This window comes from Bradyrhizobium sp. HKCCYLS20291, assembly GCF_051167715.1.
In the GTDB taxonomy this organism is placed as follows: Bacteria; Pseudomonadota; Alphaproteobacteria; order Rhizobiales; family Xanthobacteraceae; genus Bradyrhizobium.
The window spans coordinates 364,190-388,059 of sequence record NZ_JBNPTO010000007.1 but is presented as its reverse complement, the minus strand read 5'-3'; the positions used below and the strand labels follow the sequence as shown (position 1 = coordinate 388,059).

The 23,870-nt window shown below is 65.9% G+C and carries 20 protein-coding genes; 12 read left to right on the top strand and 8 right to left on the bottom strand.

Annotated features, from left to right (window positions below; genetic code table 11):
• Positions 1-572: 572 nt before the first annotated feature.
• From ACQR07_RS18820 to ACQR07_RS18810, 3 genes are all read right to left on the bottom strand, one after another.
• Positions 573-1,799 carry an MFS transporter gene (locus ACQR07_RS18820; protein ID WP_434903704.1) on the bottom strand — a complete coding sequence of 409 codons (1,227 nt, stop codon included), beginning with the start codon at positions 1,797-1,799 and terminating at the stop codon, positions 573-575.
• Entirely contained in the window at positions 1,799-2,665 is an 867-nt protein-coding gene (kdsA, locus tag ACQR07_RS18815; protein WP_434903703.1) for a 3-deoxy-8-phosphooctulonate synthase, read from the bottom strand. The genes ACQR07_RS18820 and kdsA overlap by 1 nt, the downstream gene beginning before the upstream one ends.
• A gap of 117 nt (positions 2,666-2,782) precedes the next feature.
• Complete coding sequence (locus ACQR07_RS18810; protein WP_316183674.1) at positions 2,783-3,109, bottom strand: NIPSNAP family protein; 327 nt, start codon at positions 3,107-3,109, stop codon at positions 2,783-2,785.
• 219 nt (positions 3,110-3,328) lie between these two features.
• Between ACQR07_RS18810 and ACQR07_RS18805 the strand changes: the two genes are divergently transcribed.
• Positions 3,329-6,151, top strand: a complete 2,823-nt coding sequence (locus tag ACQR07_RS18805; RefSeq protein WP_434903702.1) for a DUF3857 domain-containing protein — start codon at positions 3,329-3,331, stop codon at positions 6,149-6,151.
• A 4-nt stretch (positions 6,152-6,155) separates the two neighbouring features.
• On the opposite strand, the gene ACQR07_RS18800 is transcribed toward ACQR07_RS18805, so the two are convergent.
• Together ACQR07_RS18800 and secG are read right to left on the bottom strand one after the other, a co-directional pair.
• Entirely contained in the window at positions 6,156-7,787 is a 1,632-nt protein-coding gene (locus ACQR07_RS18800; RefSeq protein ID WP_434870142.1) for a CTP synthase, read from the bottom strand.
• A 167-nt stretch (positions 7,788-7,954) separates the two neighbouring features.
• Positions 7,955-8,338, bottom strand: a complete 384-nt coding sequence (gene secG / locus ACQR07_RS18795; protein ID WP_434903701.1) for a preprotein translocase subunit SecG — start codon at positions 8,336-8,338, stop codon at positions 7,955-7,957.
• Between the two features lie 211 nt (positions 8,339-8,549).
• On the opposite strand from secG, the gene ACQR07_RS18790 reads away from it, so the two are divergent.
• A complete protein-coding gene (locus tag ACQR07_RS18790) occupies positions 8,550-9,116 on the top strand; it encodes a helix-turn-helix domain-containing protein (RefSeq protein WP_434903700.1) in 567 nt (188 codons plus the stop codon).
• Between the two features lie 2 nt (positions 9,117-9,118).
• Positions 9,119-9,646, top strand: a complete 528-nt coding sequence (locus ACQR07_RS18785; RefSeq protein WP_434903699.1) for a GNAT family N-acetyltransferase — start codon at positions 9,119-9,121, stop codon at positions 9,644-9,646.
• A gap of 31 nt (positions 9,647-9,677) precedes the next feature.
• On the opposite strand, the gene tpiA is transcribed toward ACQR07_RS18785, so the two are convergent.
• Positions 9,678-10,433: a triose-phosphate isomerase gene (tpiA, locus tag ACQR07_RS18780; protein ID WP_434903698.1), complete on the bottom strand. Its 756-nt coding sequence runs from the start codon at positions 10,431-10,433 to the stop codon at positions 9,678-9,680.
• Between the two features lie 222 nt (positions 10,434-10,655).
• Between tpiA and ACQR07_RS18775 the strand changes: the two genes are divergently transcribed.
• The 5 genes from ACQR07_RS18775 to ACQR07_RS18755 all read left to right on the top strand — a co-directional run bounded on the left by ACQR07_RS18775 (position 10,656) and on the right by ACQR07_RS18755 (position 17,792).
• A complete protein-coding gene (locus ACQR07_RS18775) occupies positions 10,656-12,566 on the top strand; it encodes a SurA N-terminal domain-containing protein (protein WP_434903697.1) in 1,911 nt (636 codons plus the stop codon).
• A gap of 19 nt (positions 12,567-12,585) precedes the next feature.
• Positions 12,586-13,599, top strand: a complete 1,014-nt coding sequence (gene trpD / locus ACQR07_RS18770) for an anthranilate phosphoribosyltransferase (protein WP_434903696.1) — start codon at positions 12,586-12,588, stop codon at positions 13,597-13,599.
• 15 nt (positions 13,600-13,614) lie between these two features.
• Positions 13,615-14,433, top strand: coding sequence for an indole-3-glycerol phosphate synthase TrpC (gene trpC, locus ACQR07_RS18765; protein ID WP_434903695.1), 819 nt, complete (start codon positions 13,615-13,617; stop codon positions 14,431-14,433).
• Between the two features lie 2 nt (positions 14,434-14,435).
• Positions 14,436-14,930 (top strand): cyclic pyranopterin monophosphate synthase MoaC, encoded by a 495-nt coding sequence (gene moaC, locus ACQR07_RS18760; protein WP_434903694.1) that lies wholly within the window; start codon positions 14,436-14,438, stop codon positions 14,928-14,930.
• A 153-nt stretch (positions 14,931-15,083) separates the two neighbouring features.
• Positions 15,084-17,792 carry a bifunctional diguanylate cyclase/phosphodiesterase gene (locus tag ACQR07_RS18755; protein ID WP_434903717.1) on the top strand — a complete coding sequence of 903 codons (2,709 nt, stop codon included), beginning with the start codon at positions 15,084-15,086 and terminating at the stop codon, positions 17,790-17,792.
• A gap of 234 nt (positions 17,793-18,026) precedes the next feature.
• Here the strand turns inward: ACQR07_RS18755 and ACQR07_RS18750 are convergent, their stop codons facing one another.
• Entirely contained in the window at positions 18,027-19,361 is a 1,335-nt protein-coding gene (locus tag ACQR07_RS18750; protein WP_434903693.1) for a S41 family peptidase, read from the bottom strand.
• Positions 19,362-19,754: 393 nt separating this feature from the next.
• Here ACQR07_RS18750 and ACQR07_RS18745 point away from each other — a divergent pair, with 393 nt between their 5' ends.
• Together ACQR07_RS18745 and ACQR07_RS18740 are read left to right on the top strand one after the other, a co-directional pair.
• Complete coding sequence (locus tag ACQR07_RS18745; RefSeq protein ID WP_434903692.1) at positions 19,755-20,891, top strand: alpha-hydroxy acid oxidase; 1,137 nt, start codon at positions 19,755-19,757, stop codon at positions 20,889-20,891.
• A gap of 45 nt (positions 20,892-20,936) precedes the next feature.
• Positions 20,937-21,566: an HAD family hydrolase gene (locus tag ACQR07_RS18740; RefSeq protein ID WP_434903691.1), complete on the top strand. Its 630-nt coding sequence runs from the start codon at positions 20,937-20,939 to the stop codon at positions 21,564-21,566.
• A 161-nt stretch (positions 21,567-21,727) separates the two neighbouring features.
• Here the strand turns inward: ACQR07_RS18740 and ACQR07_RS18735 are convergent, their stop codons facing one another.
• Complete coding sequence (locus ACQR07_RS18735) at positions 21,728-21,955, bottom strand: hypothetical protein (protein WP_434903690.1); 228 nt, start codon at positions 21,953-21,955, stop codon at positions 21,728-21,730.
• A 354-nt stretch (positions 21,956-22,309) separates the two neighbouring features.
• Between ACQR07_RS18735 and ACQR07_RS18730 the strand changes: the two genes are divergently transcribed.
• Both ACQR07_RS18730 and ACQR07_RS18725 read left to right on the top strand, forming a co-directional pair.
• Positions 22,310-23,407 carry a rhomboid family intramembrane serine protease gene (locus ACQR07_RS18730; protein ID WP_434903689.1) on the top strand — a complete coding sequence of 366 codons (1,098 nt, stop codon included), beginning with the start codon at positions 22,310-22,312 and terminating at the stop codon, positions 23,405-23,407.
• Positions 23,408-23,470: 63 nt separating this feature from the next.
• Positions 23,471-23,854: a TfoX/Sxy family protein gene (locus ACQR07_RS18725; RefSeq protein ID WP_434903688.1), complete on the top strand. Its 384-nt coding sequence runs from the start codon at positions 23,471-23,473 to the stop codon at positions 23,852-23,854.
• The last annotated feature ends 16 nt before the right edge of the window (positions 23,855-23,870 follow it).

Genomic DNA, 23,870 nt, shown 5'->3' with positions numbered 1-23,870 from the left:
GGCTCAGCTCCAGCGACGGGCGGTTTTGCGAGAACCGCCCGTTTGCGCATTCTGGCAGATCTGGCGCACACAAGGGGCGCTTCGCGGTCGTCACGGACGTTGAGGCGGGATGCGGTGGGCGTGTCGATGCTGCAGCGTGGCTTGTCTGCGCGGACGAACGGCATCGATGCGCACGGTCAAGTCGCGTGGTCCTGACACCCCGACGCTGGTGTCAAGGTCGAAGGGCTGGACGAGCCCTGCGGCCGACGGTGGCCAGATAGCCCGGAGCACCGGGGAGAACGCGAAGCAGCCGTTCCAACCATCGCGCGGGGAATGCCGGGATGTCTCGGCTGAACCTGTGGTACCTGCCGCCTGCATTTTTTTCTGCAGGCGGGCCATGGGGGCGGCCAGCTCCCGGCATTCCCCGTGCCCTCTTTTCGAAGAGGGCAGGTCCAATGGCAAAGCTCGGACGCAGATGCGCCGCGAGATGGCGATGACTCATGCGCCGGCCATGAACGCGGCGATCGCGATGTCTCAGCCTGTCGGGTTCGACACTGGAAATCTCGTCCACGGCCACGCATGTGAGCGTGGGGTCACCTCACTGCCGCATCCGCCGGCGGCCGTTGCCGCAGCAGTGCGGCGCAGGCGAAGCCGAGCACGGCCATCAGCACGGCGGCGACGATCAGGGTCGGCTGCTTGCCGCCATGCACCAGGCCGAAGCCATAGGCAATCGGGCCGACGGTCTGGCCCAGGAAGAAGAAGAACGAGTGCAGCGACATCGCGGTCGCGCGCGCCTCGATCGACAGCTCGCTGGCGAACACCTGCAGGCAGCCATGGATCATGTAGAAGCCCCAGCCCATCAGCAGCATGGCGCCGAACTGCAGCTTCCAGCCGGGACCGAGCGCGAGCGCGGCGAGCTGCAGCCCGACGAGGGCGGCGCCCGTGATCATCATGCCCTTGACGCCGAGCCGCGGCAGGAAGCTCGACACCGTGAAGGTGTAGAACAGCCCGCCGACCGCAAAGCCCGCGATCACGATGCCGGCGATCGACAGCGAGGTCTCGCCGAGATCGAACAGGAACGCGGCGATGAACGGGAACAGGCCGAACACGCAGCAGCCTTCGACGAACACCGCCGAGAAACAGAAGCGCGTGTTCGGATTGGCGAAGATGGTGCGGTAGCCCTTCCTCAGCGCGGCGAGATCGGTGGTCGACGTATGCGTCACCTTGGCACCGCGGAAGCCGGCGGCGACCGCGAAGGAGGCGATCAGGCCGAGCGCACCGAGGATCGCGAGCACGCCGCGCCAGCCGATCAGATCGCCGATGATGCCCGACGCGGTGGCGCCGAGCAGGTTGCCGGCCATCGAGCCCGCCAAGGTGCGGCCGATCGCGACCTGGCGCTTGTCGGGCGCGACGAGATCCGCGGTCAGCCCGAGCGCGACCGGGAATACGCCGCCGGAGGCGATGCCGGCGAAAATGCGCGTCGCGAACAGCAGCGGAAACGAGGTCGCGAACGCGCCGAGCACGCTGGCGACGCCGAGCAGCGCGAGGCACAAGGTCATCAGCCGCGCCTTGCCGAACAGGTCGGCGGCGGCGCCGATCGCCGGCTGGATCAGCGCATAGATCAGCGCATAGCCTGCGGCGATGCTTGCCGCGGTGGTGATGCTGATCGCAAAATCCTCGGCGACATGCGGCAGCACCGGATCGAGCGCCCGCGTCGACAGCGCCGCCGAGAAGCCCGCCAGCGCGATGATGTTCACGGCTGGCGGAAACTTGCTGTCGGCAGGCTTGTTGTCAGAAGGCTTGGCGACGGGCTGGTGCATCAGCCCGCGGCGCCTTCGGACATCTGCCCCTTCGCCAGCCGGTCGAACGCCATCAGCATGCGCAACAGCCCTTCGAACTCGGCGAGCGGCACCATGTTCGGACCGTCGGAGGGCGCATGATCGGGATCGGGATGCGTCTCGATGAACACGCCGGCGACGCCGACCGCCACCGCCGCGCGGGCCAGCACCGGCACGAATTCGCGCTCGCCGCCCGTGGAGGTCCCCTTCCCGCCCGGCTGCTGCACCGAATGCGTCGCATCGAAGATCACGGGCGCGCCGGTGGTGCGCGCCATGATCGGCAGCGCGCGCATGTCCGAGACCAGCGTGTTGTAGCCGAACGAGACGCCGCGCTCGGTCGCCAGCACGTTCGGATTGCCGGCGCCGGTGATCTTGGCGACGACGTTGGCCATGTCCCACGGCGCCAGGAACTGGCCCTTCTTGACGTTGATCACCTTGCCGGTCGCAGCCGCCGCGAGCAGCAGGTCGGTCTGGCGGCACAGGAAGGCCGGAATCTGCAGGATGTCGACGGCCTGCGCCACCTCGGCGCACTGGCTCGCGTCGTGCACGTCGGTCAGCACGGGAAGACCGAGCGACGAACGAATCTCGGCGAAGATCGGCAGCGATTGCTTGAGGCCAAGGCCGCGCGCCGCCGCGCCGCTGCTGCGGTTGGCCTTGTCGAACGAGGTCTTGTAGACGAGCCCGATGCCGAGGCGCGTCGCGATCTCCTTCAGCGCCGAGGCGACCTCGAGCGCATGCGCACGGCTCTCGAGCTGGCAGGGGCCGGCGATGACCGCCAGCGGCAGCTGATTGCCGAACGTGACGGAGCCGGCGCTGACGACCGGCGCGGCGGAGATCGGAGCGTTCACGACATCATCCTCTTCGAGCGCGCGACCATGGCCCGGCGCAGGCCGCCGGATCAACCCGGCTTGGGCCCGCGAATAGCAGGGTTGCGGGGATCGGTCATCCCCGCCCCTCGCCCGGCCCTACTTCAGCGCCGAGAACGCCGTCGGCACCAGGAACTGGCTGGTGATGTTGGCGACGATCTGGCCGTCCTCCTCGCTCTTGGCGCGCGCCGCGATCCAATCGGGATTGGTCATGAACGCCGTCCACTTGGTCTCGCGCTCGGCGAGCGATTCCCAGGCGAGGAAATAGGTCAGGTCCTGGTTGGATTCGCCGATCAGGGTGGTGAAGAAACCGACCGGGCGGATGCCGTGCTTCTCCCACAGCTTCAGCGTCGTGTTTTCGAAGCGCTTCAGCAACGCCGGCAAGCGGCCCGGAATGCAGCGATAGATGCGGCTCTCGTAGATCATGGCGGCGGACCTCCCGTTCGTGATTGCCGTTCATGCGCAATCGATGCCGTCTTTTGGCAACAATTGTCCGCGACGTCAAAGCCAAGCGGACGCCGCATCCGGGTCGGCATGCGAGACGTGGCGCCTGGTCCGTGCGCCAGGCCGCTGCCGGTGACGAGGTTCCGCATCTTGCGCAAAGCGCAGCGCGCTTGCACAATCTCGACGGGATCGAGGTGGGGCATGTCGCTTTCAGGGTTCGTCCGGGTCGTCGTCGTCATCGCGTGCATTCTGGCATCGTACCCGTCGGCGGCCCAGCAGACGGCCGGTCCAAATCTCGCCGAGATCAAGCCGGCTGCCGATGCCTTCACGCTGGCGGAGGCCGTCCCATCCTGGGTCGTCGAGACCGCCACCCCCGATGTCGGCGCGCCGGCTCCGATCGTCGTCCGGCTGGCCGAGACGCAGTATCTGGTCGACCGCGAGCCGGTGGCGTTCGTCCGCCGCGTCACCGCCGTCAACGACGCGGCTTCGCTTGCCGGGGCCGGCCACATCGCGATCTCCTTCGCGCAGGACTATGAGCGCGTTCAGCTGCACTGGATCCGAATTCAACGTGGACCGGAACAGATCGACCGCACCAAGGTCTCCAAGCTCCGATTTCTGCAGCGTGAGCAAGGGCTCGAACAGGGCGTCTACAGCGGCTACGTCACCGCCTCCATCCTGATCGACGATCTGCGCGTTGGCGACACGATCGATGTGGCCTACTCGCTCCACGGCCAAAACCCGGTGTTCGCCGGCAAATTCATCGGGGTGGCAAGTTGGGATCAATCCTATCCGACGCTCCGTCGCCACGTGATCTTCAGTCACTTGGCAAGCCGGCAGATTGCATGGCGGATGATCGGCGACCGCACTGGCTCGCCCGTGGCGCCAACCGAAACCGTACGGGACGGATTGCGTACGTTGGACTTCGACGAGCGCGGGCTGCGCGAGGCGGTCGCCGACGCGCAGACGCCGCAGGACTATTTCGCCTTCCGCTTCCTGCAATTTTCGGAGTTCGGAAGCTGGAAGGAGGTGGCGCAGTGGGCCACCGCCCTGTTCGAGCTGAACGCCGCTCCGAATGACGAGGTCGACGACCTCGCCAAGAAGATCGGCGGGCTCGACGCCGACGGCGACCGTGTCACGGCGGCGCTGCAGATCGTCCAGTCGCAGATCCGCTACTTCTCGGTCTCGCTCGGCGAGAGCTCACACCGGCCCGCCGCGCCGGACATCGTGCTGCGCCGCCGCTACGGTGACTGCAAGGACAAGTCGTTTCTGCTCGTCACGCTGCTGCGGCGGCTCGGCATCCAAAGTCGCCCGGTCCTGCTGCAGGTCGGTCGCCGCCGCGGTCTGGAGGAGGTGCTGCCGAGTCCCGAATTCTTCGATCACGTCATCGTCGAGGCCATCGTCGGCGGCAAATCCTATTTTCTCGATCCGACGCGTCTCGGGCAATATGGTCGCCTCGACCGCATGGGGCAGGCGCATGAAGGGATCCAGATCCTGCCGGTCGCGTCCGACACCGAACGCCCGTCCTCGATTCCCGAGCGAGCGGTCGACGAGGTCGACGACGATCTCACCGAGCGGGTGACGGTGGCGAAGCTCGGGGAAGACGCGCAACTGTCGCTCAAGCGCGTATGGTCCGGACTGAGCGCCGAACGGCTGCGCCTCGCCTTCGAGCAGACGACGCGCGAAATGATCGCCAAGCGGGTCGGCGACATGCTCGAGGGCAAATATCCGGGGGCAATGCTCATCGCCGATCCCGCTGTTCATGACGACCAGGAGCAGAACATCCTCTCGCTCGAAGCAACGTTCCGCGTTCCGAAAATCGCTGTCGAGCGCAACGGCACCTGGGTGATCGGCTACAAGCCGGACAATCAGGCGGGCGTGCTGCCGCTGCCGTCGTCGGCCACTCGAAGCATGCCGCTGGGCATCTCTTCCTATCCTTATCATGCGCGATATCAGATCGAGATCACGCTGCCGGACGCGGTCAGTGTCGTCGCCGACCCTTACACGGAGACCGTGGCCAACGATCATTTCAACCTCACGAGCTCGCGCTATTTCCGCGGCAACGTCGCCCGCAGCGTGGTCGAGCTGACGACCCTCCGGCCGTTCGTGGAGAGCGACAAGTATTCCAAATATGCCGATGACCTGCGCACCGCCAACCGCGCAATCGTCGGCTATTTTGCGGTCGGTAAGTCGGACATCAAATCGAGCGAGGCGGGAGCGGATCAGGCCACCGACCGTTTCCATCGGATGCTGCTGGACGCCGTCCAGAAGACCACCGAAACCATTTCGAGCGGCAAGCTCTCGGGGGCGGATCTTGCCGACGCGCTGTGTCAGCGCGGCAGCTCGCTCGCCGAACTCGGGCGCGTCGACGAGGCGCTGCGGGACGTCAACGAGGCGTTCCGTCTGATCCCCAATACCAGCGAGGCGTTCAGCTGCCGTGGCGGGACCTTGTACGAGTCCGGGCAGTTCGAGAAAGCCATCGCCGATCTCTCGAAGTCGATTTCGCTGGGTTCGATCAACGCCTCGACCTATCGCACCCGCGCCGCGGCTCGGCTGTATGCCGGACAAACCGAGCAGGCCGCGGCCGATTTCGCGAGGGCGGTCGAACTGGCCGACGGCGAGAACAAGATCTATTGCGAGCTGTGGATGCTGGCCGCGTTGGGCCGCGCCGGCAAGCCCGTGCCGGACGAGCTCGCGCAACGCGCACGCGCGACCGCCAATGGCGCATGGCCGCTTCCGGCATTGGCGATGATGACGGGAGCGCTGTCGCCGGACGACCTGCTGAAGACCTTCGCTGACAAGAAGGGCGACGAGCGCAGGATGCTGCTCTCGGAGGCCTATTTCTACATCGGCCAGCACGACATGGCGCGCGGCGACAAACAGGCGGCGAAGCTCAATTTCGAGAAGTCACGCGAGCAGGGCGTGATCCTCTACACCGAGCACATCGCCGCCGGCTTCGAATTGCAGCGGCTCGCCAGGGAGAGCGTTGGGGCCGCAGTGGCGCCCGCTGCAAACCCCCTGCCCTGACGGGCTAGACCAGCCGGCTCTGCACCATCGCCGCCTGGATGAACGACGCGAACAGGGGATGCGGCTCGAACGGGCGCGACTTCAGCTCGGGATGGAACTGGACGCCGATGAACCAGGGATGATCCTCGTACTCCACGATCTCCGGCAGCACGCCGTCCGGCGACAGGCCGGAGAACTTCAGGCCGTGCTGCTCGAGCCGATCCTTGTAGGCGGTGTTGACCTCGTAGCGATGGCGATGCCGCTCGGAAATCTCGGTGGCGCCGCCATACACGTCCGACACGCGGCTGCCGCGCTTGAGCGCCGCAGGATAGGCGCCGAGCCGCATCGTGCCGCCGAGATCGCCGCTCTTGGAGCGCTTCTCCAGCTCGTTGCCGCGCAGCCATTCCGTCATCAGGCCGACCAGCGGCTCCTTGGTCGGACCGAACTCGGTCGAGTTGGCCTCGGTGATGCCGACCAGATTGCGCGCGGCTTCGATCACCGCCATCTGCATGCCGAAGCAGATGCCGAAATACGGCACGTCGCGCTCCCGCGCGAACTGCGCCGCGCGGATCTTGCCCTCGGCGCCGCGCTGGCCGAAGCCGCCGGGCACGAGGATGCCGTTGACGTGCTCGAGGAACGGCGCGGGGTCCTCGTTCTCGAACACCTCGCTCTCGATCCAGTCGAGCTTGACGCGCACCTTGTTGGCGATGCCGCCATGCGACAGCGCCTCGATCAGCGACTTGTAGGCGTCCTTCATGCCCGTGTACTTGCCGACGATCGCGATCGTGACGTCGCCTTCCGGATTGCGGACACGCTCGTTGATGGTGTGCCAGCTGGCCAGCGCCGGCGGCATCCGCGGCTCGATGCCGAACGCGGCCAGCACCTCGTCATCCAGACCGGCGGCATGATAGGCCTCCGGCACGGCGTAGATGTTGTCGACGTCGCGCGCCTCGATCACGGCGCTTTCGCGCACGTTGCAGAAAAGACCGAGCTTGCGCCGCTCCTCCTTCGGGATCTCCCGATCGGTGCGGCACAAGAGGATGTCGGGCTGAATGCCGATCGAGCGCAGCTCCTTGACCGAATGCTGCGTCGGCTTGGTCTTCAGCTCGCCCGCGCTCGGGATGTACGGCAGCAGCGTGAGATGGATGTAGATCGCGTGGTCGCGCGGCAGCTCGTTGCCGAGTTGCCGGATCGCCTCGAAGAACGGCAGGCCCTCGATGTCGCCGACGGTGCCGCCGATCTCGACCAGCACGAAATCGTACTCGTCATTGCCCGACAGCACGAAATCCTTGATCGCGTTGGTGACGTGCGGGACGACCTGGATGGTCGCGCCGAGATAATCGCCGCGGCGCTCCTTGGTCAGGATGTCCTGGTAGATGCGCCCCGTGGTGATGTTGTCGGCCTTGGTCGCGGGCCGCCCGGTGAAGCGTTCGTAATGGCCGAGATCGAGATCGGTCTCGGCGCCATCGTCGGTCACGAACACTTCGCCGTGCTGATACGGCGACATCGTTCCTGGATCGAGGTTGAGATAGGGGTCGAGCTTGCGAAGCCGGACCTTGTAGCCGCGGGCCTGCAGCAGCGCGCCTAACGCGGCTGAAGCCAGACCCTTTCCGAGCGAGGAGACCACGCCGCCGGTGATGAAGATGTACCGCGCCATGGGAGCCTACCTTTAATGCCGCTGAGACGATTCGCCAAAACGAATCGTGACCGGCCCGCAACGCTGTCGCGGGCCTGTGGGTGACTTCGAAATATGAATGATCTCAGAGAGTTGAGACCGTCTCATGATGCAGGACGCCAGTTGCGTTCCTGCATGGCTTCCCCGCGTTATTGCGACTGCGGGGCCTGCGGAGCGGACGGCGCCGCGGGCGACTGCTGCTCATCGGCCTTCTTGAGCTGGTCGAGCACGCCGCCGCCGGTCGGCGCGACCGGGGTGGCCCCGCCCGACTGCGTCTGCCCGGGCACATTGCCGAGAATAGAGGTGGGCTTGCGGTCGTATCCGGCCAGCCAGGTCAGCAGCAGGCTGGTGACGAAAAAGCCAACCGCCAAGAACGCCGTGGTGCGGGTCAAGAGGTTCGCCGTGCCCCGGCTCGACATGAAGCCGGCACCGCCGCCCATCCCAAGGCCACCGCCTTCGGACTTCTGCAACAGCACGGCGCCGATCAGCACGGCAACGATCATGAGGTGGATGACGATCAAGACAGTCTGCATGGTGACCTTCCGTCACAAGCCCTCGCAGGCCCCGGGCCGGAGGCCGGGATCGCGAGAGCTTCGCGGGCTATTCGGAAATTTGCGCGGTGTTACACGATCATGTCGGGCAACGCCACCCCGCAGATAATCGCAGCCGCGCTTCGCACAAGCGCAGCTTCGGCTCGCGCTCGCACCTCTTGCCCAATTTACATATTTCTATTATTAGAGACAAATGGATCAAATTATAGACGACTTCAGCCAGCGTCTCGCCCGGCGCCTGCAGCTCGAACGCGACAGCCGGGGCTGGTCGCTGGCCGACCTCGCCGAGCGCTCCGGCGTCTCCAAGGCGACGATCAGCAAGATCGAGCGCGCCGAGGTCAGTCCCACGGCCGTCGTGCTGGTGAAGCTCGCTAGCGCCTTCGATCTTACCTTGGCCGGGCTGATGCTGCGCGCCGAAGCGCAGTCGGAGCGGCTGTCGAAAGCATCGGAGCAGCCGGTCTGGCGCGATCCAGACACGGGCTATGTCAGGCGGCAAGTTTTCCTCAGGCCGGATCACCCGATCGAGCTGGTGACGGTCGAGATGCCCGCCCGTCGCAGCGTGACGCTGCCAGCCTCGTCCTACATCCACATCCGCCAGCTGGTCTGGGTGCAGAGCGGACGCCTGACGATCACCGAGGGCGTGGAGCGCCACGAGCTCGGCCCCGGCGACTGCCTGGGCTTTGGTCCGCCGATCGACACGACCTTCGCCAACGAGACCGACGACGCTAGCGTCTATGTCGTCGCCCTTGCCAGGAGCTGAGCATGTCGCCGCCCCGAATCGCAGCCTTGTCCGACACGCCGGCCATCCGCGCCGCGCTGAGCGCGATGCTGATCGAAACCGTCGCCCATGGCGGCTCCGTCAGCTTCATGCATCCGCTCAGCCCCGACGATGCCGATGCATTCTGGCAGGACTCGCTCGCGGCCGCCGAGCGCGGCGAGCGAATCGTGCTGGGGGCCTTCGCTGAGCAGGACCTGATCGGGACGGTGACGCTGCAGCTGAAGCTGCCGCCGAACCAGCCGCATCGTGCCGAGATTGCCAAGATGATGACCCGGGTCAGCCACCGCAAGCGCGGCGTCGCACGCGCCCTGCTCCTTGCTGCTGAAGCCCGCGCGCGCGAGCTCGGCCGCACAATGCTGGTGCTCGACACCGCCGAGGATGGCGGCGCCTCATTGCTCTATGAAGGTGCCGGCTTCCAGCTGAGCGGCATCATCCCGGACTATGCCCTGAAGCCGCATGGCGGCCTCACCGGCACGATGATCTATTGGAAGCGAATCGGGGGAACGGCCTAAGGCGCAGCGCTTGCCCAGTTCACCTCGCCTCTCAACAGCCCTTCGCAATCGCGAGAAAATCGGCGGCTTTCAGGCTGGCGCCGCCGACCAGGGCGCCGTTGACGTTCGCGACCGCCATCAGCTCGGCGGCATTGGAGGGCTTCACCGAGCCGCCATACAGGATACGCATCCGCGTGCCCTGCTCGTTGAAGCGTTCGCTCAGCAACTGCCTGATAAAGGCATGAATCTGCTCGACATCCCCAGCGGTCGGCGTCAACCCGGTGCCGATCGCCCAGACCGGCTCATAGGCGACGATCAGATTATCGGCCCGCGATCCCTCCGGCAGGCTGAGGGTAAGCTGGCCGCGCAGGATCTCCAGGGTCAGACCGGCGTCGCGCTGCTGCTGGGTCTCGCCGACGCAAACGATCGCGACCAGCCCGGCACGCCAGACCGCTTCGGTCTTCTGGTGCACCACGACATCGCTCTCGCCGTGATCGGCGCGGCGCTCGGAGTGGCCGACGATGATGGCGCTGGCGCCGGCATCCGCCAGCATCTCCGCGGAAATGTCGCCGGTGTGGGCGCCGGACGCCTTCGCGTGGCAATCCTGAGCGCCGACCGCAATCGACGTGGCGCCGCCTGCCTTCTCGGCAAAGGCCGCCAGCAGCGTCGCCGGCGGACACACCAGCAGATCCACCTTGGCGGTGACCTCGGCCGCCCCCGCCAGCATGGCCTCGAACTCGGCGGCCGACGCCTTCAAGCCGTTCATTTTCCAATTGCCGGCGATCAGGGGGCGGATACGGTCGGTCATGGCGGGATTCCAGCAGGAGTTGAGATAGAGATCGGCTAGCAGAGCCCCTGCAGGAGTACCAGAGCGCGCACCGTCTTCCCACCGCTTCAATCCGCCTCAGTGCCGAGGTTGCGACCGGGCGGCTGCCTCTTTATAAGCCGTTTCACCTCGGTGACGCCCTTTCGCGGAATCCGCTCCAAGGCGCTGCCCTTTCATCCTTTTTCCTGCAGACAGACTGGACCCATGCTTCGAGGATTACGCAAGGCCTCATCAAACTGGCTCGGCAAGACCATCATGGCGGTGGTCATGGGCGTTTTGATCGTCAGTTTCGGCATCTGGGGCATCGCCGACATCTTCCGCGGCTTCGGGCAGTCGACGGCTGCGACCGTCGGACGGACCGAGATCTCGATCAACGAGTTCCGCCAGATCTATACCGACCGCCTGCAGCAGATCGGCCGCCAGATCGGCCGCCCGCTGACCCAGGAGCAGGCCCGGCTGTTCGGGCTCGACCGCAGCGTGCTGCAGCAGACGATCGCGGAAGCGGCGCTCGACGAAGAGGCCCGCCGTCTTGGCCTCAATCAATCCGATGCCGAGACTTTGCGCGTGATCCTGAGCGATCCCAATTTCAAGGGTCCGAACGGCGCGTTCGATCAGCAGCGCTTCCAGGCGATCATTCGCAATTTCGGCTTCACCGAGCAGCGCTATCTGACCGACCAGCGCCGGCAGTCGCTGCGGCGCCAGATCACCGGCACGATCGCGGCCGGGCTCGAGCCGTCGAATGCGATTCTGGAGGCGCTGAGCCGCTTTCAGAACGAGCAGCGCTCAATCGAGTACGTCAAGCTCGACGCAGCGCAGGCGGGCACGATCGACGCGCCCTCGCCGGAGGTGCTCGCGTCGTACTTCGATCAGCACAAGGCGCAGTTCAAGGCACCGGAATATCGCAAGATCTCCTTCGTGACGGTGACGCCGGAGGACGTCGGCAAATCGTCCGACGTCTCGGATGAGGATGCCCGCAAGCTGTTCGACCAGCGCAAGGCGCTGATGGGCACGCCGGAGAAACGCCAGGTCCAGCAGATGTCCTTCCCGACCCTGGAGGAAGCCCAGGCGGCACGTGGTCGCATTGCGTCCGGCGAGGTCACGTTCGACGAACTGGCCAAGGAGCGTAATCTCAATCAGGCCGATCTCGATCTTGGACTGGTGACCAAGTCCGCCATTCTGGATCCCGCCGTGGCCGACACTGCCTTTTCGCTGCCGACCGGCGAAGTCAGCCAGCCGGTCAAGGGAGCCTTCAACGTGGTGCTGGTGAAGGTCAGCGCAATCCAGCCCGGCCAGGAGCCGGCCTATGAGAACGTGGCGACCGACATCAAGAAAGAGATCGCCGCAGATCGCGCGAAGTCGCAGGTCGCGACGCTGCGCGACAAGATGGAAGACGAGCGCGGCGGCGGCGCCAGCGTGGCCGAGGCTGCCAAGAAGCTCGGCCTCAATGCCGTGACGATCGAGTCGGTCGACCGCGCCGGCAAGCAGCCGAATGGCCAGCCCGCGCCGGGCATTCCGCTCGGTCTCGACGTCGTCGCGCAGGCGTTCAACAGCGACGTCGGCGTCGACAACGAGCCGATCTCGTTCCGCGGCGGCTATGTCTGGTTCGAGGTGCTCGGCATCACCCCGCCGCGCGATCGCACGCTCGACGAGGTCAAGGATCAGGTCGCGGCCAAATGGCGCGATGACGAGATCGCGGCGAAGCTGCGCGCCAAGGCGACTGAACTGGTCAAGAAGCTCAACGAGGGCGGCAAGCTTGCCGACGAAGCGGCTTCTCTCGGCGCCAAGGTCGAGACGGCGGCCGCCTTCAAACGCGACGCGACGCCGCCCGGCGTTCCTACCGGTGCGATCACGGCCGCCTTCCGAACAGCCAAGGATGGCGTCGGCCAGACCGAGGCCGATGGCGGCCGGCAGTGGATCGTGTTCCGCGTGACCGACATCATCGAGCCGAAGGTCGACCTTGCGTCCGAGGACATCAAGAAGCTCAAGGACCAGCTGCAGCGGGCCCTGGCCGACGAGCAGGGCACCGCCTTCGTGATGAAGCTCGAGAAGGATATCGGCACCAAGATCAACGAGGCTGCCGTGGCGCAAGTGGTCGGCGGCGGTAACAACCAGTAACGGACGGCTGAGTGGGGCGATGAACGATCTCAAGTCGATCATTGGCAAGGTCGCGACCGGCGCGGTCCTGTCGCGTGAGGAGGCAGCAGCTGCCTTCGACAGCATGATGTCGGGCGAAGCGACGCCGTCGCAGATGGGCGCGCTGCTGATGGCGCTGCGCGTGCGCGGCGAGACGGTGGACGAGATCACCGGTGCGGTCAGCGTAATGCGCGCCAAGATGCTGCGCGTCGATGCGCCTCCGACTGCGGTCGACATCGTCGGCACCGGCGGCGACGGCTCGGGTTCGGTGAACGTCTCGACCTGCGCGTCCTTCATCGTTGCGGGCGCCGGCGTGCCCGTCGCCAAGCATGGCAACCGCGCGCTGTCGTCGCGGTCGGGCGCGGCCGACGTGCTCGCCGCGCTCGGCGTCAAGATCGATCTGAAGCCTGACCAGGTCGGGCGTTGCGTCCACGAGGCCGGCATCGGCTTCATGTTCGCGCCCGCCCATCACCCGGCGATGAAGAACGTCGGTCCGACCCGGGTCGAGCTCGCCACCCGGACGATCTTCAATCTGCTCGGACCGCTGTCCAACCCGGCCAGCGTCAAGCGCCAGATGGTCGGGGTGTTCTCGCGGCAGTGGGTCGAGCCTTTGGCGCAGGTGCTGAAGAACCTCGGCTCTGAAGCCGCCTGGGTCGTGCACGGCTCGGATGGTCTCGACGAGATCACGGTGACCGGACCGACCTTCGTCGCCGCGCTCGAGAACGGCCAGATCAGGACCTTCGAGATCACGCCCGAGGACGCCGGCCTCGGCCGGAGCAGCGGCGATGGCCTCAAGGGGGGCGATGCCGCCGCCAACGCCGTCGCGCTGCAGAGCGTGCTGGACGGCATGCCGAGCCCCTATCGCGACGTGGCGCTGTTGAACGCGGCCGCGGCCCTCATGGTCGCCGGCCGCGCCAAGACGCTCCAGGAAGGCGTCGCGATCGGTCGCGACGCACTCGACAGCGGCGCCGCTGCAGCCCGTCTGAAGCAGTTGATCGCGGTCTCCAACAGCTGATCCCGGGAGCGCGCCATGTCGGACATCCTGGCCAAGATCGAAGCCTATAAGCGCGAGGAGATCGCCGCCGCCAAGCGGGCGCGTCCGCTCGCGCTGATCGAGGCGCAGGCGCGCGACGCCTCGCCGCCACGCGGCTTCGTCGCCGCGATCCGGAGCAAGCACGCAAACGGCGACTACGCGCTGATCGCCGAGGTCAAGAAGGCCTCGCCATCGAAGGGGCTGATCCGCGCCGATTTCGATCCGCCAGTTCTCGCCAAGGCTTATGAGGACGGCGGAGCGGCCTGTCTCTCGGTGCTGACGGACACGCCGTCGTTCCAGGGCCATCTCGACTTCATGGTGGCGGCGCGCGCCGCGACCGCCCTGCCCGTGCTGCGCAAGGATTTCATGTTCGACACCTACCAGGTGGTCGAGGCGCGAGCGCATGGCGCCGACTGCATCCTCATCATCATGGCGGCCCTCGATGATGCGGCCGCGCAAGACATCGAAGCCGCGGCGCTCGCCCACGGCATGGACGTGCTGATCGAGATCCACGATCGCGCCGAGCTCGATCGGGCGCTGAAGCTGCGCTCGCCGATGATCGGTATCAACAACCGCAACCTGCGAACTTTCGAAACCACGCTCGCCACATCCGAGACGCTGGCGCCGCTGGTTCCCAAGGATCGGCTGCTGGTCGGCGAGAGCGGCATCTTCAACCCGGCGGATCTCACCCGGCTGGCGCAGGTCGAGATCCGGACTTTCCTGGTCGGCGAAAGCCTGATGCGCCAGACCGACGTGACGGCGGCGACGCGCGCCCTGCTCGCGAAGAACGCTGCGCCCGCGGCCGCAGCCAGCTGATCATGACCGACAAGCCGTCCGATACGCCCACTCTCACGCACATCGATGCGCGCGGCGAAGCCCGCATGGTCGACGTGTCGGACAAGGCCGCAACCGAGCGGACCGCCATCGCCGAAGGCCGCGTCGTGATGAGTCCGGCGACGCTCGAACTGATCGTGTCCGGCAATGCCAAGAAGGGCGACGTGCTCGGCACCGCCCGCATCGCGGGCATCATGGCCGCAAAACGGACGTCCGAACTCATCCCGCTTTGCCACCCGCTGGCGCTCTCCAAGGTGACGGTCGACATCACTCCGGATTCCGCCCTGCCTGGCTGCATCGTGAGCGCCACCGTGAAGGTCACCGGCCCCACCGGCGTCGAGATGGAAGCGCTCACCGCAGTGTCCGTCGCCTGCCTGACGATCTACGACATGATCAAGGCGGCAGAGCGCGGGGTGCGCATCGAAGGCATCCATCTCACTGAGAAAATCGGCGGAAAATCCGGGCATTATCGCGCATAACGGTATCCAGAAGCCTGATACAACTTCGAATTAATTGTTCGCTAACTCAACTTGCTAACCTCACTTCCATAGCAGGCCTGTAGCCATTGCTATGGGAGGGACGTCATGACCGTCCGTCCCAGAACGCTTCAATCGCACGCGTATTCGGGACCGATGACGAACACCAGTCCAGGAAGTGCCTTCAGAACGTCGACCGACCGCGGTGGACCCATCCGCTGGCTCGTCGCCGGAGGCCTCGTGCTGATTGCCGCCATCGCGATCGGCGCGACCATCATGGCCGACAGCTTCCGGCAGCGCGCGCTCGACAGCGCGACGCGCGAGCTGGAAAACACCGTCCTGCTGCTGGCGCGGCATTTCGATCAGCAGATGGAGGACCTCGGCGCCATCCAGCGCGATCTCGCCAACTACGTCCGGCAGAACCGCATCGACACCAGCGCCCGCTTTCGTGAACAGATGGGAAGCGCCAGCGTCAACGCCATGCTCAAGGGCAAGCTGAGCGCCATATCCTATGTCGGCGGCGTCAGCATCTTCGATTCCGACGGCAGCCTGATCAACTCCGGGACCGATTGGCCGGTGCCGGCGGTGAACGTGGCCGATCGCACCTACTTCAAGCGGCTGAAGTCCGATCCGACATCCCCGCAATTGCTCATCGAACCGGTCGTGGGCCGGGTGACCGGCACGCATATCGCCGTCATCGCGCTGAAGCTCACGAGCCCCACCGGCGAATTCCTCGGCGTCATCAGCCGCAGTCTCGAACCCATCAATGTCGAGCGTTTCTTTGCATCGGTCGCGCTCGGCCCGGATGCGGCGATCTCGATGATGCATCGCGACGGGGCCTTGCTGGCCCGGTATCCTCGCCACGAGGGCATGCTGAGCCAGAACTACAAGGACGCGCCGATCTTCCGGCAGATCCTGGCCGGCGACGGCAACACCACCGGGATCTTCAGCAGTCCGGTCGACGGCGAGCATCGTATCGGTGCGTCGCATCGGCTGACGAGCTACCCGCTGATCGTGACCGCGACCACCACAGTGTCGTCTGCGCTGGCCGACTGGCGCGAGCAGATGCGCTTCCTGATCGGCATCGGCATCACTTCGGCGCTGCTGATTGCCGGATTGCTGTACATCGTGGTGCGCCGGCTCATCAGCGACCATGAGACCTCCAGCCGCCGTCTGACCCTGGAGAAGGAACGGCTCGACAAGGCGGTCAACAACATGACCCAGGGCCTGCTTCTTTTCGATGCAGCGGAACGCCTCGTCATCTGCAATCAGCGCTACATCGACATGTACGGCCTCTCCGCCGACGTGGTGAAGCCGGGTTGCAGCTTTCGCGAGTTGATCGCTCACCGCAAGGCCTCCGGCTCCCTCGCAGGTGACGACGCCGAATACGCCGCGGCGGTGCTGCGCGACGTCGGCCGCAAGAAGTCGCAGATCTTCGAGACGCCGGACGGCCGATCGATCCAGATCGTGAACGAGCCGATCGTCGGCGGTGGCTGGCTCGCCACCCACGAGGACATCACCGAGCGCAGGCAGGCCGAGCAGCAGATCACTCACTTGGCGCATTACGACGCGCTGACCGAGCTGCCGAACCGCACCCTGTTCCATGAGCGCCTGAAGGAGGAGATTTCGAACCTCTCGGGCGGCCGGCTTCTGGCGCTCCACTATATCGACATCGACGAGTTCAAGGGGGTCAACGACTCGCTCGGCCATTTGATTGGCGACGAACTGCTGAAGTCCGTCGCCGCCAACCTCAGGGCATGCGTGGGAAGCGCCGGCTTCGTCGCGCGCCTGGGCGGCGACGAGTTCGCGGTGGTGCAGAGCGCGGTCAAGAGCCGCGAAGACATCAGCAGCCTGATCGACGACATTTTCGCCGCCATCCGCGCTCCGCGCGACTGCCTGGGCCATCAACTGACCGCCGACGCCTCGATCGGCGTCGCGCTCATTCCCCAGCACGGCACCGAGCTCGACCAGATCATGAAGAATGCCGACCTGGCGATGTACGCCGCCAAGGCCGCCGGCCGCCGCACTTGGCGGTTTTTCGAGCCGGAGATGGATGCCCAGGTCAAGGCCCGCCATCAGCTCGAGGTCGACCTGCGCCAGGCGATCGCCGACGATCGGCTCGAGGTTTACTACCAGCCCTGCGTCAGCCTCCAGGACGACAGCATCGTCGGCTGCGAAGCTCTGGTGCGCTGGAAGCATCCGACCCGCGGCAACGTCTCGCCGGCCGAGTTCATTCCGATCGCCGAGGACACCGGCCTGATCAATCAGCTTGGCGAGCGCGTCCTCAACGTCGCCTGCGCGGAAGCTGCGACATGGCCGGACGATATCCGGCTGGCCGTCAACGTCTCGCCGGTGCAGTTCAAGAGCGGCACTCTGGCGCTCAAGGTCGCCAAGGCGCTGGCAGCTTCGGGCCTGTCGCCGCGACGGCTCGAACTCGAGATCACCGAGGCGGTGCTGATGCGCGACGACGATGCGCTCGATACCCTGTACGAGCTGCGCGCGCTCGGCGTGCGCATCGCGCTCGACGATTTCGGCACCGGGTATTCCAGCTTGAGCTATCTGCAGCGGATCCCGTTCGACAAGATCAAGATCGACCGCTGCTTCGTCAAGGACATCACCGACTCCGAGGGATCGGCGAGCATCGTGCAGGCGGTGGTCAACATCGCCGCGATCCGCAAGATGTCGACGACAGCGGAAGGCGTCGAGACCGAGGCGCAGCGCCAGGTCCTGAAGCGGCTCGGCTGTTCGGAGATGCAGGGCTATCTGTTCAGTCCTCCGAAGCCGGCCGCCGATGTGAGGCAGTTGTTCGCCAGCCATCGCGTCGACGGCTCCGCCGGCAAGCGGCCACGCTCCGACGCGGCGTGACGGCCGAACGATAAAGACCGTCGCAATTTGCGGCTTTCCCGCAAGCCGCATTCAAACCATGTTTCCCGAAGCCGCCACCGGACCGTTGAACGCGGCCGCCGCCGGCCTGACATATTTGATGCAGTAGGACACGCTCCATGTCCGCCTGCACTGGTCGAAAACCACGGCGGGACGGCTTCACAAAGCCGCCCCGTCGGAGAACCGCGCGCACGCGGCGCGGAGGCCTGACGGCGATCAGTTCGGCACCGCCGCCTTGGCGCGGACGTCGGCATTCACGGTGACTCCGCGCAGCACGTTGAACGCCGCGTGCAGCGCCTTGTCGTCCTTCTCCTCCGGCGGAACGTAGGATTGCGAGCCGGTCTGCTCGGTCCCGTCGGCGGCCGAGAGATGGCCGCGCATCGAGGCCTCGCCCTTGATGTCGGTGCGATCCTTCATGTCGTCCGGCACGTCCTGCTTGACCTCGATGTCCGGCGCGATGCCCTGGGCCTGGATCGAGCGGCCCGACGGCGTGTAGTAGCGCGCCGTGGTCAGGGCCAGCGCGCCGTTGCCAGTACCGAGCGGAATGATGGTCTGCACCGAGCCCTTGCCGAACGAGCGCGTGCCGACCAGCGTCGCGCGCTTGTGGTCATGCAGCGCGCCCGCCACGATCTCCGAGGCGGAAGCCGATCCGCCGTTGATCAGCACGACGAGCGGCTTGCCCTTGGTGAGATCGCCGCCTCGCGCGGTGAAACGCTGCGTCTCGTCGGGGCTGCGGCCGCGCGTGGAGACCACCTCGCCGCGCGACAGGAACGTGCTCGACACCGAGACCGCCTGGTCGAGCAGACCGCCCGGATTGTTGCGCAGATCGACGACATAGCCGGCGAGCTTCTCCTGCGGAATCTCCCGCGAGATGCTGCTGATCGCCTTGCGCAGGCTCTCCGTGGTCTGCTCGTTAAACGACGTTACTCTGATGTAGCCGATGTCGCCGCCTTCGGTGTGATAGCGCACCGGACGCACGCGGATGATCTCGCGCATCAGCACCAGGTCGAGCGGCGCATCCTTGCCCTTGCGGATGATGGTGAGCTTGGTCTTGGTGTTGACCCCGCCCTTCATCTTGGCGACCGCCTGCTCGAGCGTGAGGCCCTGCACCGACTCGCCGTCGATCTTGGCGATGAGATCGCCCGAGAGAATGCCGGCCTTCGAAGCCGGCGTCTCGTCGATCGGCGCGACCACCTTGACGAGGCCATCCTCCATCGTCACCTCGATGCCGAGCCCGCCGAACTCGCCGGAGGTGGTCTCCTGCATGTCGCGCCAGGATTTGTCATTCATGTAGCGCGAATGCGGATCGAGCGACGACACCATGCCGTTGATGGCGCCCTCGATCAGCGCGGGATCGCTCGGCTTCTCGACGTAGTCGGCGCGCACGCGCTCGAACACGGCGCCGAAAAGGTTGAGCTGCGTGTAGGTGTCGGCCATGCCGGCCGCGGCCTTGGCCCGGGCGACGAGTTGCGCGCCATCAGGCCCGTTGACCAGCATGGTCAGACCGACGCCGGTCACGGTGCCCGCCAGGAACAGCCAGTTTTTCCGCATTGTTTGTGCTTCCCGCGCTCGTTTGTCAGCCGACCGATCACATGGGTTACAAACGACCGGCCGGTGCGATCAGACCACGAACTCACACCACATTTCCGGTTTCTTCAAGGCCGATATTGCGGCGCCATGTCGGTCATGCCTACCGCCCAAATGGACGCTCCCGGCCCAATGTTCAAGGTGGCGCCGGCACGTTCCGTCCGAGCAGACGCGGCCGACCCGGACTTTCACGGAGACCTCATCATCAAAACTCACAAAGCCGTGCATGACGTCCGAATCGCGCGAAGGGCCAGGCGCGATCCGCCTCGGCGGATCGCAGTTCGGAATGGCTTGCGCATCGCCCGCCGGATGAGCGATGCTCGCCGCCAAATCAGAACAGGTGCTGGGAGGCAGGCCGTGAATCAGCAAACCCCGATCGAGCCGAAGTGGCGGAACGTCGAGCTCGGCGCCAGCGACGAGAAGTTCCAGAACCTGCATGAGCTGATCCGCAAGGCGCGGACGCAGCTCAACCAGAACGCGTGGGACTACATCATCGGCGGAGCCGAAACCGAGACCACGCTGCGCCGGAACCGGATGTCGCTCGATGAGATCGCCTTCCGTCCGCGTGTGCTGCGCGACGTCTCCCGGGTCGATGCCGCGGTCGAGACGTTCGGGCGCAAATTGCGCCTGCCGGTGGTGCTCGCCCCCGTCGGCGCGCTCGAGATCTTCGATCCCGACGGGGCGGCCGCGGTGGCGCGCGGCGCCGGCCGATTCGGGGCGGCGCACATGCTGAGCTCGGTCTCGGAGCCGGGCCTGGAAAAGACCGCAGCCGCAGCGCCCGACGCGCTGCGCATCTTCCAGCTCTATGTGCGCGGCGACGATGCGTTCGTCGAGGACTATGTGAGCCGCGCCGTCGCAAGCCGCTACGCCGCGTTTTGCCTGACCGTCGACACCGCCCATTACAGCCGGCGTGAGCGCGACATCGCCAAGCGCTACGTGCGCGAGAGCCGGCTGCGTGCGACCGGCGGCGATCACCAGAAGGCGCTCAGCTGGCACACCGTCAAGCTGATCAAGGACAGATTCAAGCTGCCGCTGATCATCAAGGGCATCGCCACCGCTGAAGACGCCGAGATCGCGGTCGACCACGGCGTCGACTGGATCTACGTCTCGAACCATGGCGGCCGGCAGCTCGATCACGGCCGCGGCGCCATGCACGTGCTGCCGGAGATCGTGGCGGCGGTGAAGGGCCGTGCCAAGATCATGGTCGATGGCGGCTTCTGCCGCGGCACCGACATCGTCAAGGCGATCGCATCCGGCGCCGACCTGGTCGGCATCGGCCGGCTGCAATGCTGGGCACTGGCGGCAGCAGGCGAGGACGGCATCCTGCGCATGCTGGAGCTCTTGGAGGACGAGGTGATCCGCGCGCTCGGCCTGCTCGGTGTCGCCTCCTTCGCCGAGCTGAACGCCTCCTATCTGCACCCGGCGACCGCAACCCATGCGCCGAGCGTGTTCAGCGCGTTTCCGCTGGCCGACATCGAGCCCTACCGTTATTGAAGAGGCCCTGCTTCGGCATCCTCTCCGGCAAAGACGCGCGTCGCGATGCTCGCTTCCAATCTCCGCCCCGGCGCGGCCGACGCGCTGCTGTTCGATCTTGGCCGCGTCGTCATCGACGTCGATTTCGTTCAGGTCGTCTCGCGCTGGGCCGCGCATGCCGGCTGCGCCGCGGACGACCTGGCGCCGCGCTTCGTGCGCGACGAGATCTATCACGGACACGAGCGCGGCACGGTGTCGGACGCGGCGTTCTTCGCCCATTTGCGCGGCCGGCTCGGCATCGACATCAGCGACGCGCAGTTTCTCGACGGCTGGAATGCGATCTTCGTCGGCCCGATGCCCGGCATCGCGCCGTTGCTCGCACGCGCGGCGAAAAGACTGCCGCTGTACGCCTTCTCCAACACCAACGTGCCGCACGTCGCGCATTTCACGCCGCGCTATGCCGACCTGCTCGGTCACTTCCGCGAGATCTTCCTGTCGTCGTCGATCGGCCTGCGCAAGCCGGATGCCGAGGCCTATGATCACGTGGTGCGGGCAATCGGCATGCCCGCCGAAAAGATCGTGTTCTTCGACGATCTCGCGGAAAACGTCGAGGGTGCGCGCAACAGCGGGCTGCAGGCCGTGCTGGTCCGCTCGACGGACGACATCGCTGCGGCGCTCAACGCGCTGGAGGTTTGATCGCGCTTCAGCAAGACATTCAATCATGCAAAATCGTTCTCGCGGCACGCACTGCCCGAGTTTTGCTGGTCTCATCACCCTCCTCCAGACGGAGGGCGCAGGGAATGCCGGGCTGCAGGCCGCAACCCATGGCCCGCCTGCAGAAAAAAAGCAGGCGGCAGTCACCACAGGTCCAGCCGACATCCGGCATTCCCTGCGCGATGGTCTTCACGCTTATACGCGATCTCCTCGGTGCCCGGCTTGTTGGCCACCGTCGCCATCGGGATCATCATCACCCGCCGGCTTGGCATCAGCTTCGGGATGCCAGGACCACGCGACTTCGCGTCCGCAAGCTGCCGTTCGTCCGCGCGCTCTGCCGAGCCCGCTGCGACATCCTGCGGCCACCGCATCCCGCACTCCACGTTCCATGACGATCGCGAAGCGCCCCTCCTGTCGAGCACGGGACCAAATCAACATAGCAGACTATTCGGAATTACAGAAGCATTATTTTTGTCAGACCAAAGATTGACCATTATCGGCTCGCTCGCCGAGTGGTCGCAATGGACGGGCGTGACGTTCGACCGTTCGAGGGAGATCGAGATTCCCGGCGCGCTGGTGCCTGTGCCCGTATCGCACGACAACAACCATGCCGTGCATGTCGAGCCCAATGTGTGGATCCGACACGAGACGCGATCCGTTGGCGCTGGTGTAGCTCGCGGCAAGCCGATACAACGAACGCGCCGGGACTCGAAAGCATCAGACGCATGCCAGCCTCACGCCAAGCCAGTTCGTTCTTCGTCGCTCCGCAGGCTGCGACCTTCCTGTTGCTCACGCTGAACATTGCGATCTTCGCGGCCACGCTGATCCAGAGCGGAGCGCCGACACCGTCCGGCGCCGTGTTGTTCGGCGACGGCGCGATGTATCATCTGGCGCTGCAGCGGCATGAGTATTGGCGGCTGTTCGCCTACGGCTTCCTGCATGCCACCCCGGTCCACCTGCTCGGCAACATGCTATGCCTGATGGTCTGGGGCGCGCATCTCGAACGCAGGCTCGGCGCGACCTATTTCGTCGTGATCTATGTCGCGACCCTGGTTCTGGCCGGCTTGGTCGGCGACTTCATTCACGGCAAGCCGTACATGACGGTCGGCGCCTCCGGCGCCACCTCGGGGCTGCTCGGCGCCCTGCTCTGCCTGTGGATCCTGGCCAAGATCGAGCTGTCGGCCAGCTTCTTCATCAGCAACATCGCGCTCAACGTTGCGCTCACTTTCGCGGACTCCAGGATCAACTGGGGCGCTCATCTGGTCGGCTTCACCGCCGGACTGCTGAGCTGCGCGGTGCTCGATCTCGTCGAGCGGGCGCTTCGCCATCTGCTGGCGTGCAAGTTTCCCGAATTTCTGAAGCTCAATCTCTGGCTGCTCGCCGCCATCTTCGTATGGCTGGCCTCGAGCGCCACCTTGCGGCTCGATTCGCCGTCGCTGACGCCGGCGATGGTCGTGGCGCTGGCTCTGATCCCGGTCGTGATCAAGCTGATCGATGTGGTCCTGCAGCTTCGCTACGGTCTCGCCATGGTCGTTGCCGCGCTCGCGCTGGCGAATGGCGCAGCGATCGCCGTCGCCGTCATGGCAAGCACCGATACACTCCCGGGAGTATGCCGGTTGCCGCTGCCGACGCCGCTCGCCGGTCTCGCGCCGTGGATCGCCGCCGGCTGCGGTCACCTCGACATCGTCGGATTGGTCGTGGGCGCCCTCGCCGCCGGCCTGACCTTGCTGGTGCTCAACGAACCGCTCCGGCGAGGCCTCAGCGACGTCGGTTTCGTCGGCGCCGCGCTGCGGGCGGCGCGGGCGCGCAGCGCGGGACTTTAGGCTGGAACGGACTTCAGCCGGATTCGTGATGCAACGCCGCTCGGTCAGCTTGCAGGCTCTCGCATGGTAGCAACTCCGGACTATGTCGAATATCTGCGCGATCAGTTCATCACGCTCGGCACGATCACGACCCGACGGATGTTCGGCAAGACCGGCGTCTTCATCAACGGCGTGATGCTGGGCGTGGTCAGCGACAACATGCTGTATTTCCGCGTCGACGACGACAATCGGTCGATGTTTGCGGAAGCACAGCAGCATCCGCCGCTGAGCTACGTCAAGAACGGGGTCAAGATCGACCTTGCGTTCTGGCGCGCGCCGGAGCGGCTGTTCGATGATCCCGAGGAATTCATCCGCTGGGCGCGTGCCGCGCTGGCGGCGGCGCTCCGGGTCGCGGCAAGACGGAGCAACACTCCGGGACGCACGGCGCAAAGGCCACGGCGGCGCTGAACGGGCTCGATCCGCC

Coding starts and splice junctions, on each gene's coding strand:
- ACQR07_RS18820 (WP_434903704.1), bottom strand. CDS start 1,799: ATGCACCAGCCCGTCGCCAAGCCTTCTGACAACAAGCCTGCCGACAGC.
- ACQR07_RS18775 (WP_434903697.1), top strand. CDS start 10,656: ATGCTTCGAGGATTACGCAAGGCCTCATCAAACTGGCTCGGCAAGACC.
- trpD (WP_434903696.1), top strand. CDS start 12,586: ATGAACGATCTCAAGTCGATCATTGGCAAGGTCGCGACCGGCGCGGTC.
- ACQR07_RS18730 (WP_434903689.1), top strand. CDS start 22,310: ATGCCAGCCTCACGCCAAGCCAGTTCGTTCTTCGTCGCTCCGCAGGCT.
- ACQR07_RS18755 (WP_434903717.1), top strand. CDS start 15,084: ATGACGAACACCAGTCCAGGAAGTGCCTTCAGAACGTCGACCGACCGC.
- trpC (WP_434903695.1), top strand. CDS start 13,615: ATGTCGGACATCCTGGCCAAGATCGAAGCCTATAAGCGCGAGGAGATC.
- ACQR07_RS18725 (WP_434903688.1), top strand. CDS start 23,471: ATGGTAGCAACTCCGGACTATGTCGAATATCTGCGCGATCAGTTCATC.
- ACQR07_RS18785 (WP_434903699.1), top strand. CDS start 9,119: ATGTCGCCGCCCCGAATCGCAGCCTTGTCCGACACGCCGGCCATCCGC.
- ACQR07_RS18740 (WP_434903691.1), top strand. CDS start 20,937: ATGCTCGCTTCCAATCTCCGCCCCGGCGCGGCCGACGCGCTGCTGTTC.
- secG (WP_434903701.1), bottom strand. CDS start 8,338: ATGCAGACTGTCTTGATCGTCATCCACCTCATGATCGTTGCCGTGCTG.
- ACQR07_RS18735 (WP_434903690.1), bottom strand. CDS start 21,955: ATGCGGTGGCCGCAGGATGTCGCAGCGGGCTCGGCAGAGCGCGCGGAC.
- ACQR07_RS18810 (WP_316183674.1), bottom strand. CDS start 3,109: ATGATCTACGAGAGCCGCATCTATCGCTGCATTCCGGGCCGCTTGCCG.
- moaC (WP_434903694.1), top strand. CDS start 14,436: ATGACCGACAAGCCGTCCGATACGCCCACTCTCACGCACATCGATGCG.
- ACQR07_RS18800 (WP_434870142.1), bottom strand. CDS start 7,787: ATGGCGCGGTACATCTTCATCACCGGCGGCGTGGTCTCCTCGCTCGGA.
- tpiA (WP_434903698.1), bottom strand. CDS start 10,433: ATGACCGACCGTATCCGCCCCCTGATCGCCGGCAATTGGAAAATGAAC.
- ACQR07_RS18790 (WP_434903700.1), top strand. CDS start 8,550: ATGGATCAAATTATAGACGACTTCAGCCAGCGTCTCGCCCGGCGCCTG.
- ACQR07_RS18750 (WP_434903693.1), bottom strand. CDS start 19,361: ATGCGGAAAAACTGGCTGTTCCTGGCGGGCACCGTGACCGGCGTCGGT.
- ACQR07_RS18805 (WP_434903702.1), top strand. CDS start 3,329: ATGTCGCTTTCAGGGTTCGTCCGGGTCGTCGTCGTCATCGCGTGCATT.